The sequence below is a fragment of the Shewanella sp. SM29 genome (genome assembly GCF_025654245.1).
Taxonomy (GTDB): domain Bacteria; phylum Pseudomonadota; class Gammaproteobacteria; order Enterobacterales; family Shewanellaceae; genus Shewanella; species Shewanella oncorhynchi.
The window spans coordinates 60,223-72,708 of sequence record NZ_JAKKRN010000007.1; the positions used below are offsets into that span (position 1 = coordinate 60,223).

The 12,486-nt window shown below is 45.8% G+C and carries 12 protein-coding genes; 2 read left to right on the plus strand and 10 right to left on the minus strand.

From position 1 onward, the window contains the following. Nucleotides 1-83: 83 nt before the first annotated feature. The 9 genes from L5L77_RS06705 to ffh form a co-directional block, all read right to left on the minus strand. Nucleotides 84-1,259, minus strand: coding sequence for a hybrid-cluster NAD(P)-dependent oxidoreductase (locus tag L5L77_RS06705; RefSeq protein WP_263184796.1), 1,176 nt, complete (start codon nt 1,257-1,259; stop codon nt 84-86). Between the two features lie 74 nt (nt 1,260-1,333). Continuing rightward, entirely contained in the window at nt 1,334-2,998 is a 1,665-nt protein-coding gene (gene hcp / locus L5L77_RS06710; RefSeq protein WP_263184797.1) for a hydroxylamine reductase, read from the minus strand. Nucleotides 2,999-3,214: 216 nt separating this feature from the next. After that, nucleotides 3,215-4,354 (minus strand): bifunctional chorismate mutase/prephenate dehydrogenase, encoded by a 1,140-nt coding sequence (tyrA, locus tag L5L77_RS06715; protein ID WP_113940659.1) that lies wholly within the window; start codon nt 4,352-4,354, stop codon nt 3,215-3,217. 27 nt (nt 4,355-4,381) lie between these two features. Continuing rightward, the gene (locus L5L77_RS06720; protein ID WP_263146076.1) at nt 4,382-5,473 is read right to left on the minus strand and encodes a 3-deoxy-7-phosphoheptulonate synthase; all 1,092 of its coding nucleotides are present in this window, start codon (nt 5,471-5,473) and stop codon (nt 4,382-4,384) included. A gap of 260 nt (nt 5,474-5,733) precedes the next feature. Next, nucleotides 5,734-6,087: a 50S ribosomal protein L19 gene (gene rplS, locus L5L77_RS06725; protein ID WP_006080791.1), complete on the minus strand. Its 354-nt coding sequence runs from the start codon at nt 6,085-6,087 to the stop codon at nt 5,734-5,736. Between the two features lie 34 nt (nt 6,088-6,121). Next, nucleotides 6,122-6,868, minus strand: coding sequence for a tRNA (guanosine(37)-N1)-methyltransferase TrmD (trmD, locus tag L5L77_RS06730; RefSeq protein WP_028760810.1), 747 nt, complete (start codon nt 6,866-6,868; stop codon nt 6,122-6,124). 15 nt (nt 6,869-6,883) lie between these two features. Next, nucleotides 6,884-7,414, minus strand: a complete 531-nt coding sequence (gene rimM, locus L5L77_RS06735) for a ribosome maturation factor RimM (RefSeq protein ID WP_006080789.1) — start codon at nt 7,412-7,414, stop codon at nt 6,884-6,886. A 20-nt stretch (nt 7,415-7,434) separates the two neighbouring features. Further along, nucleotides 7,435-7,686: a 30S ribosomal protein S16 gene (gene rpsP, locus L5L77_RS06740; RefSeq protein ID WP_006080788.1), complete on the minus strand. Its 252-nt coding sequence runs from the start codon at nt 7,684-7,686 to the stop codon at nt 7,435-7,437. A 217-nt stretch (nt 7,687-7,903) separates the two neighbouring features. Continuing rightward, nucleotides 7,904-9,277, minus strand: coding sequence for a signal recognition particle protein (ffh, locus tag L5L77_RS06745; RefSeq protein ID WP_006080787.1), 1,374 nt, complete (start codon nt 9,275-9,277; stop codon nt 7,904-7,906). 289 nt (nt 9,278-9,566) lie between these two features. Here ffh and L5L77_RS06750 point away from each other — a divergent pair, with 289 nt between their 5' ends. Then, nucleotides 9,567-10,355: an inner membrane protein YpjD gene (locus tag L5L77_RS06750; RefSeq protein ID WP_028760813.1), complete on the plus strand. Its 789-nt coding sequence runs from the start codon at nt 9,567-9,569 to the stop codon at nt 10,353-10,355. A gap of 99 nt (nt 10,356-10,454) precedes the next feature. Continuing rightward, entirely contained in the window at nt 10,455-11,729 is a 1,275-nt protein-coding gene (locus L5L77_RS06755; protein ID WP_113940661.1) for an HlyC/CorC family transporter, read from the plus strand. 141 nt (nt 11,730-11,870) lie between these two features. Here the strand turns inward: L5L77_RS06755 and L5L77_RS06760 are convergent, their stop codons facing one another. After that, a complete protein-coding gene (locus L5L77_RS06760) occupies nt 11,871-12,395 on the minus strand; it encodes a DUF962 domain-containing protein (protein WP_131523031.1) in 525 nt (174 codons plus the stop codon). Nucleotides 12,396-12,486 lie beyond the last annotated feature (91 nt).

The window sequence follows — 12,486 nt, forward strand, 5'->3', positions numbered from 1 at the left end:
TGAGATAAGCGCAACTAAGGATTAGAAATATTTCCATCCATTTAAAAATAAGTCATAAGTAAATGACGCTAATTAGCAGCACGTTAAAGTTTAAGTGTCACGTCGGATGCTAATGTTGTGGAGCAAGCGAGTACAAAACCGGCCTCAATTTCTGCAGCAGTCAGTGTCATCACGCTCGTGGATACTGTTTCTCCTTCCAAGACTTGACACTTACACGCGCCGCAAACGCCCGAACGACAGGCCGCAATAATCGGCAACCCTTCCGCCTCAATTCCCTCAAGCAGACTTTGCCCTTGATTTAGCGTCGTGCTTCGATCGCCAATAGACAAGGCGAAAGCCACTTCTGGTGGGTTTTCACTCGTTCCATCTGACGAGTTTGCTTGCATAAGCTGACTGCGGGCAACTTTCTCGGCCGTGGCAAAACTCTCATGGTATAACCGACCCATATCAAAATTGAGTTCGACCAATAAGGCTTTTACCGCTTGCATATAAGGTTCTGGCCCACAAAGGTAGATAGTACGCTCTGCAAAATCAGGTACTAAGGTTTGTAGCATCTGTGCACTTAACCGTCCGAAATCGAATGCTATCTTTGGTGAACACCCCAGTGTTTCAGTGACAGTCTCAAGTGCATAGCTGAGCTTAAATGTATTAAAACGGTTGGCCATAGTCGCCAATGATGACTTAAAAATAATATCATTCTCTGATCGCGCACTGTGCACAAAAGCAATATCAGCACCAATTTGCGTATCAGTCAGATAACGCGACATAGAGTACATGGGGGTAATACCGCAACCAGCACTCAAAAAAAGGTATTTCTGCACCGTTATAGCTAACAGATTAGCATCTAACTTTTCAGTCTCTGGCTGTGTATGGCTTAGCCGAGCAATATCAAACAGATTAAATTGCCCCGCGGGCGGCAGCACTCGTACACTCTGGCCGAGTAATAGATTGTCGATAAGATAATTAGATACGAGTCCACCCGCAACACGCTTAATCGTCACCATCAAGGAATAGGGCCTAGATGGCGATGATGACAAGGTATAACTGCGGCACACTTGCTCGCCATTAATCTCAAGCACAAAGGTCATAAACTGACCGGGTTTATAGTCAAACTTCATCGGCTCGCCTGCTTGAAAACGAAAACTCACAACATCCGAGGTTTCATTCCAGCGTTCGACGCACACTAATTGATTAACACTTCCAGGTTTATGGGGCGAAACCGATAATGCCCGCGCTCCCGCTATCACACTCATGTTCATAGCATTTACCCACAAAACACTGCGGCCTCAGTAAACAAGCCAAAACCGCAGTTCAGCAACAATTCTTGGTTGATTTAAGCCACGTTTAACATATTTTTTAAATCGGCTTCGACTGTCGTGGTATTACGCAAGCCAAACTTATCTTCCAAAATTTTGGCTAAATTGGCCGTCAGGAACGCAGGTGGCGTCGGGCCTGTTCGAATATTTTTAACGCCAAGTGACAACAGTGTCAGCAGTACTACAATGGCTTTTTGCTCAAACCAAGAAAGCACTAAGCTCAGAGGTAATTCATTGATATCACATTCAAACACTTCAGCTAATGCAATCGCTAACTGAATCGCTGAATAGGCATCGTTACATTGGCCCACATCGAGCAAACGTGGAATACCGTTAATGTCACCAAATTCGAGCTTATTGAATTTGTACTTACCACAGCCTAGCGTCAGGATTATTGAATCCTTAGGTGTGGATTTAGCAAGTTCAGTGAAGTAGCTTCTGTCGGCTTTGTCGCCATCGCAACCGCCAACAAGGAAGAAATGCTTAATCGCACCACTCTTCACATTTTCAACCACGGCGGGCGCTGCGGCCATCAAGGCATTACGGGCAAAACCAATAGTGATAGTGTGTGGGATTTCATCATAGATAAAGCCTTCTAAGGCTGACGCTTTATCAATGACAGCCGAGAAATCATCTCCTTCGATATGCACCACACCAGGCCAACCCACTATGCTGCGAGTAAAGATACGATCACTATAACTACCCACATTTGGATCGATAATACAGTTAGATGTCATCACCACAGCACCAGGGAAATTGGCAAATTCTTGCTGTTGATTCTGCCAAGCACTGCCGTAATTTCCGACAAGATGTGCATATTTTTTAAAGGCTGGATACGCCAGTGCAGGAAGCATTTCACCGTGGGTAAACACATTGATACCCTTGCCTACAGTCTGCTCGAGAATAAGCTCTAAATCCTTCATGTCATGGCCAGAGACTAGTATGGCTTTGCCCTTAACTGACTTAGTGTTGACCACAGTTGGCTCAGGATGACCAAAGGCCTGAGTTTCACCCGCATCCAGCATTGCCATTATGCGGTAGTTCAACTGACCTATGTCCATAGCCGTAGTAAACAGCTTATCGCCATCTACACTCGGCTCACCTAAGAAAGACATGATTTCATGGAAGCGCCCTGCCACATCAGCATCAGTCTGATCCAACACGCGAGCATGCTCCATATAAGCAGCTGCGCCCTTAAGGCCATATAAACACAATAACCTCAATCCCATGATGTCTTCATGAACTTCATGCTTATCTTTATTCAGCAGTGCAATCGGCGCCTGCGCTAGCATTTCAATCTTACTGGTCCCCAGCACTAACTGAGCGACTTGCGGCACTTGCTCAGCAGCAATACCGGCTTGTTCACAAGCCGCTTCGTAAGAAGCTTTTAACTGAGCACGATACTTAGCCGCCTGCTGGGTATAGGCCATAATGCGCTCATCATCGAAGTTGACGTTGGTGAGGGTCGCGAAAAAGGCTTTAGGCACAAAACTATCAATTTCAGCATCGATAATGCCCAGCTCGCGAGCTTTAACCGCATATACAGACACGCCTTGTAGCATGTAAATCAGCAAGTCTTGCAGATCGGACGTTGCCGCCAACTTGCCACACATACCTTGGGAATAACTACAACCATTGCCAGCGGGTGTACGAATGGTTTGCTCACACTGAATACAGAACATGGATAGACTCCTAATTTAAATTCATGCTTTATTTTTGCATGTTTAAAACTAGTCTACCTAAACGTGCCATAAGCGACAGTCATTTCTAAAGTGAGATGCTAAATGTTAGAGAAAGATCACCTTAAGCAATTGCTAATTAATACAATGTGAACTGTTAAAAATCCATAAAAAAACGCCCATCAATGATGGGCGTTTTAAAAAGTAACTGTTTATTTATTAATTGGTTTTCATATCATTAACCGACTGCAGCATAATACGGCTTTCACGCTGGAATTGAGGTGCAAAATCCCCAAACCATTTGGCGACACTTTGGAACTGCTTAATAAACTCGTTCCTGTCACCCCGTTTTAGTAGCTCTAACGCTTCACGGTAGTTATCTAAATAATCACCAATAGCATGCTGGCTATCTTGCTGGGCAAAAATAATATCGGCGTAAAGCTCTGGGCTTTGGGCGAATAAGCGCCCTACCATAGCCAATTCTAATCGGTAAATCGGCGAGCTAAATTGCAGTAAAGTATCGATATCTGCCTCTTCCTTACACAGATTCAAACCATACACAAAGGTCGAGAAGTGACGCATTGCCTGCACTAGCTGCATCGCATTGTCGTGACGCTCTGGTTCTGCTTCGACAATCCGCGCCCCCCAAATGGCGATCTGCTCAAGCAACCACTGGTATTTTTCCGGCGAGCGACCATGACACACCACCACGACTTGCTTCGCCAGACTGCCCACATCAGGGCCAAACATAGGATGAAAACCAACGACGGGACCAGAATGCGCCTCAAGCATGGCTTTAACTGGCTCAGTCTTGATGGAGGTCAAATCCGCCAGAATGCAGTCGGCTGGTAATTGGGTCAGTTTTTCACGAATAAGCTCGCAAGTAATCGCAATCGGCACAGTCACTAACACCATCCCCGCATCGGCAAATAGGTTATCCGCTTGCTGCCAATCATCTTTATCGAGCAGATTCACTTGGTAGCCAGATAAGGTCAGCATTTGTGAGAACAGTCCACCGAGTTGCCCTTTACCGCCGACAATCACCACTGAGCCGAGATCTTTTTTAACTTGCTTAAAGCCAACATCTTTTTCATTGAGATAAGACTCACGCATCAAGCGACGCAAAATATCTTCGATCAACTGCGGCTCGATTCCCATAGTTTTTGCTTCTTCACGGCGTTTAGCCAGCATGGCTGCTTCACGCTGAGGTGCATAAATAGGTAAACCGGCGCCGTGTTTCACCGTGCCCACTTGCGCCACGAGATCCAAGCGCTTACGCAGTAAGTGCAGTAATTGCTGATCAACACCATCAATCAGGCCGCGAAGGTGTTCTAATTCGGCCGTTGTTTTTTCATTCATACCTGAGTCCATTAAGCTGTAACTAATTTAAGCGTTAGCTACTTTAAGCATATCGAAACGCGTTGGAAGTATTGAAGATAACTTCGCTGCGCCTTCCCGTAAAATGGTTTCTGTTTTTTCCCAACTAATACAAGAATCTGTTACAGAAACACCGTAAGCTAGCTCGCTTAATGGCCTATCACAACTTTGATTGCCTTCATTTAAATGACTTTCTAGCATGACGCCAATAATCGACTTATTGCCGTTAAAAATCTGCTCGAACACATTTTCACAGACAGGCTTTTGGCGGCTGTAGTCTTTGGATGAATTGCCATGGCTGCAATCGATGATCAAACGTGCATTGAGTTTGGCTTTATGGAGCTGCGTTTCACACTCTGCCACACTCGCCGCATCATAGTTGGGCGTTGCACCACCGCGTAAAATCACATGGCCATCGGGATTACCTGCAGTTTGCAATAATGCGACTTGGCCCTGTTGGTTTATGCCCATAAATCTGTGGCTACTGGCCGCCGATTTTAGCGCATTAATCGCTACATCGAGCTTACCATCGGTGCCATTTTTAAAGCCCACCGGCATAGAAAGACCCGATGCCATTTCTCTATGGGTCTGCGATTCAGTGGTGCGAGCGCCAATGGCAGACCAAGTGACAAGCTCAGAAATGTACTGAGGACTGATAGGATCGAGTGCTTCGGTGGCAACAGGCAGTCCTAACTCAGCCAACCAAATCATCAGCTCACGGGCCATTTTCAGGCCTTTTTCGACATCGAAGGATTCATCCATATCGGGATCGTTGATCATGCCCTTCCAACCTACCGTGGTACGCGGCTTTTCAAAATAGACTCGCATTAAGATGTAAAACTCATCACTGAGTTCATCGTGCAGAGTTTTAAGCCTTAAAGCGTATTCCTTAGCGGCGGCGATATCATGGATGGAGCAAGGGCCAGTGACGATCAATACTCGATTGTCGCGCTTATGGACGATATCAGCCACGGTTTTGCGGGCATTGAGGATATAACGATAAGCATGCTCAGAGAGTGGCAAGGCATTTTTAAGCTCTTGCGGCGTGATTAAGACTTTCTCTGAACTGATGTGTACGTTGTTAATCGTATCTTGTTGCATGCTTACCACCTAAGACTTAGTGTTTAACCCAGTTGTCGAAGCAGGACTTCAAGTCAGCTTGGGCATTCATTTCGGAAGAAAAATAGCGTAAATCTATCGCAATGTACTTTTGTAATGCTACACCATTACAATTAGGCGACCACTATGCCTGTTCATTCTCTTTAGATCAAGTATAAATACTCAAAAAACAGCAACAAAAAACCGCCACGAGGGCGGTTTTCTGTGCGAACACTACGTCTTGTTTTCTGTAGCGGTAACTATTACTTAGTTGCCAGCTTCTCACGGATACGTGCAGATTTACCTGAACGATCACGCAGATAGTACAGTTTGGCGCGACGAACGCGACCACGACGCTTAACTTCAATGCTAGCGATCAGTGGGCTGTGCGTTTGGAAAGCACGCTCAACACCTTCGCCATTAGAGATTTTACGTACTGTGAATGCAGAGTGCAGACCACGGTTACGCTTAGCAATTACAACGCCTTCAAAAGCCTGTAAACGCTCTTTATCGCCTTCTTTAACACGAACCTGAACGACTACTGTATCACCAGCACCAAATGCAGGTACGTCTTGTTTCATTTGCTCATCGTTGAGCATTTTAATGATGTTGTTCATAACTTACTCCGTTCTAGAATTAACTGAGCTACGACTAAGCATGCTTGTTCATTGCTTCAACGAACTGCGCTAATAGAGTCGTTTGTTCGTCAGTCAGAGCTAGATTTTGCAATAATTCTGGCCGTCTAAGTAAAGTCCTACCAAGGCTTTGCTGTAAACGCCAGAGTCTAATTTGTTCGTGGTTGCCACTTAGCAGCACTGCCGGTACGTCAAGACCATCCAAGCTTTCAGGGCGAGTGTAATGTGGACAATCCAGTAAACCGTCGGAGAAAGAATCTTGCTCCGCCGAAGCTTGTTTTCCTAGCACGCCAGGAACCAATCTCGATACTGAATCTATCAGAGTCATCGCCGGTAATTCGCCGCCCGAAAGCACGTAATCCCCTATCGACCACTCTTCATCCACTTCCGTTTGAATGATGCGTTCGTCAATACCTTCGTATCGACCACAGACCAAAATCAAACGTGATGATTGAGCCAACTCAGTGACGCCTTGCTGGTCCAGCTTGCGTCCTTGAGGTGACAAGTAAATCACCTTAGCACCTTCACCCGCTGCGGCTTTCGCTGCATGGATGGCATCGCGCAAGGGTTGCACCATCATCAACATTCCGGGACCACCGCCGTAAGGCCTGTCATCTACCGTATTATGTCTATCATGGGTGAAATCACGGGGATTCCACGTGTGCAACTCGAGCAGGCCGTTTTTCACGGCTCGACCCGTAACACCAAAGTCTGTCACGGCACGGAACATCTCTGGGAACAGGGTTATTACCCCTAACCACATCTGTTGTACCTCGACTTAGAAGTCAGGATCCCAATCCACTAAAATCTGTTTACCTTGCAGATCCACCGTTTTGATGAACTGCTCAGGGACAAAGGGGATCATACGTTCCACTTTGCCGAAACTATCTTTAGCGTTGGCTTTAACGAGTAATACGTCGTTCGATCCTGTTTCCACGATCTGATCGACAATTCCCATGTTATAGCCTGTTGTATTGACCACTTCGCAACCGATGAGATCACGCCAGTAGAATTCATCTGCTGGCAAATCGTTCATCTGTTCCGGCAAAATCGCAATCTCACAATTTGTGAGCATTTGCGCTTGCTCCCGTGTTTCTACGCCATCAAGTAAGGCAACAACAGCCTTGCCTTGATAACGCCACTGGGTGACCTTTATTTCGCGCCACTCACCATTTTCTTTAATAAGCCAAGGTGAATAGTCAAAGATACCTTCAACAGAATCGGTATAGGCGGTGATTTTCAGCCAACCTTTAATGCCATGACAGGAGCCTAATTTCCCCAGTACGACTGGCTGTTGGTTACTGCTCATCAATCTATACCTTAACGCTATTAAGCTGTTGCTTTACGAGCGTCTTTGATCAGTTTTGCTACACGTTCTGTAGCAGCTGCACCGTTAGAAACCCAGTGCTCAACGCGAGCTAGGTCTAAACGTAAAGTTTCTTCTTGGCCACGGGCCAATGGGTTGAAGAAACCAACACGCTCGATGAAACGACCGTCACGAGCGTTACGGCTATCAGCAACAACGATGTTGTAAAATGGACGCTTTTTTGCGCCGCCACGAGCTAAACGAATGGTAACCATGCGTTTTCAATCCTCTAATGATTTGCTTGAAGCAAAAATAAAAACTGGAACCCCGTGTTCGCGAAGAGTCCCAGATAGAAAGCCGGAAGATTTTACCTGACTTTCCAACGAATGCAACCAAAGATGGCGATTATTACGCCTGTGCCCTCAGTAAGCGGTTCATTGTTGCCAGAGTCAACCGACTGATAAAGTGCTAAGTTTAACTAAAAATGCCCGATTAACGTCCCGGAAACTTCATTCCTGGCGGCATCATGCCGCGCATTCCGCGCATCATTTTTTGCATGCCGCCCTTAGCAGACATTTTTTTCATCATCTTTTGCATTTGAGTAAACTGTTTCAATAAACGGTTTACATCTTGAATTTGCGTGCCAGAACCAGCTGCGATGCGACGTTTGCGTGAGCCCTTGATTAAATCAGGGTTCTTACGCTCCTTGGAAGTCATCGAATTAATGATGGCTTCCATTTGGCCTGTCATCTTGCCGTCTTGGATTTGCGCTAAGGCTTCAGGGGGCAATTGACCGACACCGGGCAGTTTTTCCAGCATATTCATCATGCCGCCCATGTTTTTCATTTGCTGTAACTGCTCACGGAAATCTTCTAAATCGAAACTGCCACCTTGCTTCACTTTCGAAGCCAGCTTCATGGCCTTTTCTTTATCGACGCCGCGCTCAACTTCTTCGATAAGCGATAACACATCGCCCATGCCCAAAATGCGTGAGGCAATACGGTCTGGATGGAATGGCTCTAACGCGTCGGTCTTTTCACCCACACCGAGGAATTTAATCGGCTTGCCCGTAATGTGGCGAATCGATAACGCCGCACCACCGCGCGCATCACCATCGACTTTGGTTAAAATCACCCCTGTCAGTGGTAAAGCTTCGTTAAACGCCTTAGCCGTGTTCGCCGCATCTTGACCTGTCATAGCATCAACAACGAACAAGGTCTCGATAGGCTTGACCGCTGCGTGTAAGCCTTTGATCTCGTCCATCATGGCTTCGTCGACATGCAGACGACCCGCGGTATCGAGGATCACCACATCGATAAACTTTAATTTAGCGTGGGCAATCGCCGCTTTCGCAATGTCGATTGGCTTTTGGCTAACGTCCGATGGGAAAAACTCCACCGCCACTTCTTGGGCTAACGTCTCAAGCTGTTTAATCGCCGCGGGGCGATAAACGTCAGCACTGACGACTAATACCGATTTTTTATGGCGTTCGCGTAAAAATTTACCCAGTTTGGCCACACTGGTGGTTTTACCTGCACCTTGTAAACCCGCCATCATAATCACAGCTGGCGGCTGAGTGGCTAAATCTAGGGCTTCATTCGCCTCACCCATGGATTTTTCAAGTTCACTTTGAACTATCTTAATAAAGGCTTGACCTGGGCTTAAGCTTTTAGAGACTTCTTGGCCAACGGCACGTTCTTTTACATTATTAACGAATTCGCGCACCACAGGCAGGGCAACATCGGCCTCCAGCAGTGCCATACGCACTTCGCGCAGGGTTTCCTTAACGTTTTCTTCAGTTAAGCGACCACGGCCACTGATATTTTTCAGTGTGCGTGACAGTCTGTCGGTTAGGTTCTCAAACATCGTCCTGTTCTATACCTTTAAGAATCTCGATTGATGGGCTGTATTATAACGATGCATGCGCATTATGCTACTGCTGCACCCATCTTGATTGTGGTTAAGTGTTTTACTTGCGCTGAGTCATGTTTTATTGTCATCGACACACTATTTAACCCTAACAATAAGAATCTGCTAAATTTTGCAACTCATGTCACTGCCCATTTGCCGACTGCTCATGTTATTCTAGGGAAAATATTGATCTGTATGCCCCGTTTTTAAGGCACCTTTAACTACACAAATAGGTTAATTACCCATGGTCATCTTTTCTGCCTCAGCCATGTTTTTTTATTGCATTGCATTGGTACTAGTGACGAGTAGATTGTTTCACCCAGACGGTCCGAATCGCCGTGCTGTCGCAGGTTTTGCCGCTATTGCGGTTATTTTACATGCCGCAGCATTATCACAAGTGATTTTCACCACAGATGGCCAAAACTTTAGCCTGACGAATGTGATTTCCTTAGTGAACTGGATTATCGCTTTTACTTTTACGATATTGATGTTCAGGCTGAAAGTCATCGTCGTCGTGCCCGTGGTTTACGCCTGCTCAGTGCTTTCGGTTGCCCTACTCTGGTTATTGCCACCTAAATTCATCACGCATTTTGAGCTTTATCCTGAAGTATTAGCCCACGTCGTATTGTCACTCATGGCCTACAGCGCCCTGATGATTGCCGCCCTGTATGCGATACAACTGGCGATGATCCAAAATAAACTGAAGAAAAAACAATTTATGCTGAGCCCTGGCATTCCGCCGCTGATGACAGTTGAAAAACAGCTTTATCATCTGGTGATTATCGGCGTTATCTTGCTCAGTTTGTCGCTCGCGACTGGTTTTATCTTCCTTGAAGATATGTTCGCCGATGGTAAAGGTCATAAGGCAATTCTGTCGATAATGGCTTGGTTTGTATACATTACTATGCTGTGGCAACAGTATTGGGTCGGTTGTAAAATTCGTACCGCAGTCATTTATACTCTGACTGGCGCATCCTTACTTTCGCTCGCATATTTTGGCGCGCGCATTGTCAAAGAGTTAATCCTCAACTAAACATTTATGTCGGCTGGGGCAGTTATTGCTGCGGCCGACTTGACACTTTTTTTAAATGTCGGTATTTACTTAAGTTTACTGGCCACATTGGAGCCTTTTTTGGACGCTATATCGACAAGCGCACTCCTGATCGTTTTACTAGTGCTTATCCTATTCTCTGCCTATTTTTCAGGCTCAGAAACCGCAATGATGACTCTCAACCGTTACCGTCTACGCCACTTAGCCAACAATGGCCATAAAGGGGCGATTAGAGCTTTGAAGTTACTTGAGCGTCCTGACCGTTTGATTGGATTGATCTTAATTGGCAATAACTTAGTCAATATTTCCGCATCTGCTATTGCGACTATCATTGGGATGCGTCTTTGGGGCGACTTAGGGGTCGCTGTTGCAACTGGCGTGCTTACATTAGTCGTGCTCGTTTTTGCTGAAGTCACGCCAAAAACTATCGCCGCGCTAAATCCTGAGCGTATTGCTTTTCCCTCTAGCATACTGCTACTTATACTTTCCTCTACCTTTGCCTATGTTGTCTCAAGCGTTAATTTAATAACCACAGGCATCTTACGTTTGATGGGGATAAAAACCGTTAATAGTAGCGATGCGCTAAGCCAAGAAGAGTTGCGCACTGTGGTACATGAGGCAGGGGCACTCATCCCCCGACGCCACCAAGAAATGCTGTTATCTATCTTGGATTTAGAGAAAGTCACCGTTGAAGATATTATGGTGCCACGCTCAGATATCTACGGAATTAACGTCAATGACGAATTTAAGGTTATCAATCGTCAGGTGATCCAAAGTCCACATACTCGAGTGTTAGTGTATCGCGACACCATAGACGATGCAGTGGGCTTTATTCATCTACGTGATGCCCTGCGCCTCCAATCTAAAGAGCAATTTAGCAAGTCATCTTTGCTACGTGCGGTGAAAGAACTCTACTTTGTGCCAGAAGGTACGCCACTCAATGTGCAGCTAGCTAACTTCCAACAAAATAAAGAGCGCATCGGCTTAGTCGTTGATGAATATGGTGATATTCAAGGTCTAGTAACACTCGAAGATATTCTCGAAGAGATTGTCGGCGACTTTACCACTTCTATGTTGACCACCCCGAGTGAAGACATTAAGGTCCAGCAAGATGGCAGCTACTTAGTTGATGCGGGTATTACGATCCGCGATTTGAATAAAGAAATGAAGTGGAACTTTCCCACCGATGGCCCTAAAACCCTCAATGGTCTGATTCTGGAGTATCTGGAGGAAATTCCTTCTGCGAATACCAGTTTACGTTTAGCAGGTTATCCATTAGAGATAATTGATGTGTCAGAGAATATGATTAATACAGTGAGAATTATCCCGCTGTATTATCATCCCCCTAGAGTTTAATCCTCAATTTTGAGTATAAAAATTGGCCGAACCACACAAGTTAAGATGTGGTCCGGCCGACAATTCCCTCTAAGCGATGATGCTCCCCCGAGCTATACCTTTAGCGCTAATCTATCTACTCTAATTCACTATCTAGCCAAGCTATGCAGACTTTTTCGCCTCAAGCATACGACGCTTCTCAAGCGCCATTGGCGTTATCTGGGCATTCAGCGCCTTTTCTAAACCCAACATAAAATACACTTCCGCCATTAAGAAAAATGGCCCAATTAATAGCTGATTTAAGTCATCCACAAAGGCAGGCTTGGCTTTTTCATATTGATGACCAATTAGCTGGAACACCCAGCCCACTACAAATACTCCTAGGGCAAGCCAAGTGGCACCGGCGATATGTGCCGCCCACTCAGTCGTGAGCAGCACTGGTACCATGAATAATATGAGCCCCATTGAAAGCCTTAAGTGTAAACGGACATAATAGGCCAACACGAATATACCGACTATCACTGCTAAACTTGTCTCCCCCATACTGCCCAGCGGAATACGCACTGTGGCCAACAACAGGAAAGCAGACCAAATAATCAGTGGGATGCCAATAAAATGGGTCTGAATATTACGCTGATTTAAATGCACACTTTTGTAGGTCGATAACTGCTCTGCGGCGGATTTCATGCGGGTTCCTCTTCATTTGCCCCTGCTTTTACGTGCGCCAAATTGAGCGACGCGCAAGCCATAAACTAACGTAAAACAATTAAACTGAACA

Excerpts from the sequence above, each read along its gene's own strand:
- L5L77_RS06705 (WP_263184796.1), bottom strand. The coding sequence starts at position 1,259 with ATGAACATGAGTGTGATAGCGGGAGCGCGGGCATTATCGGTTTCGCCC.
- hcp (WP_263184797.1), bottom strand. The coding sequence starts at position 2,998 with ATGTTCTGTATTCAGTGTGAGCAAACCATTCGTACACCCGCTGGCAAT.
- tyrA (WP_113940659.1), bottom strand. The coding sequence starts at position 4,354 with ATGAATGAAAAAACAACGGCCGAATTAGAACACCTTCGCGGCCTGATT.
- L5L77_RS06720 (WP_263146076.1), bottom strand. The coding sequence starts at position 5,473 with ATGCAACAAGATACGATTAACAACGTACACATCAGTTCAGAGAAAGTC.
- rplS (WP_006080791.1), bottom strand. The coding sequence starts at position 6,087 with ATGAACAACATCATTAAAATGCTCAACGATGAGCAAATGAAACAAGAC.
- trmD (WP_028760810.1), bottom strand. The coding sequence starts at position 6,868 with ATGTGGTTAGGGGTAATAACCCTGTTCCCAGAGATGTTCCGTGCCGTG.
- rimM (WP_006080789.1), bottom strand. The coding sequence starts at position 7,414 with ATGAGCAGTAACCAACAGCCAGTCGTACTGGGGAAATTAGGCTCCTGT.
- rpsP (WP_006080788.1), bottom strand. The coding sequence starts at position 7,686 with ATGGTTACCATTCGTTTAGCTCGTGGCGGCGCAAAAAAGCGTCCATTT.
- ffh (WP_006080787.1), bottom strand. The coding sequence starts at position 9,277 with ATGTTTGAGAACCTAACCGACAGACTGTCACGCACACTGAAAAATATC.
- L5L77_RS06750 (WP_028760813.1), top strand. The coding sequence starts at position 9,567 with ATGGTCATCTTTTCTGCCTCAGCCATGTTTTTTTATTGCATTGCATTG.
- L5L77_RS06760 (WP_131523031.1), bottom strand. The coding sequence starts at position 12,395 with ATGAAATCCGCCGCAGAGCAGTTATCGACCTACAAAAGTGTGCATTTA.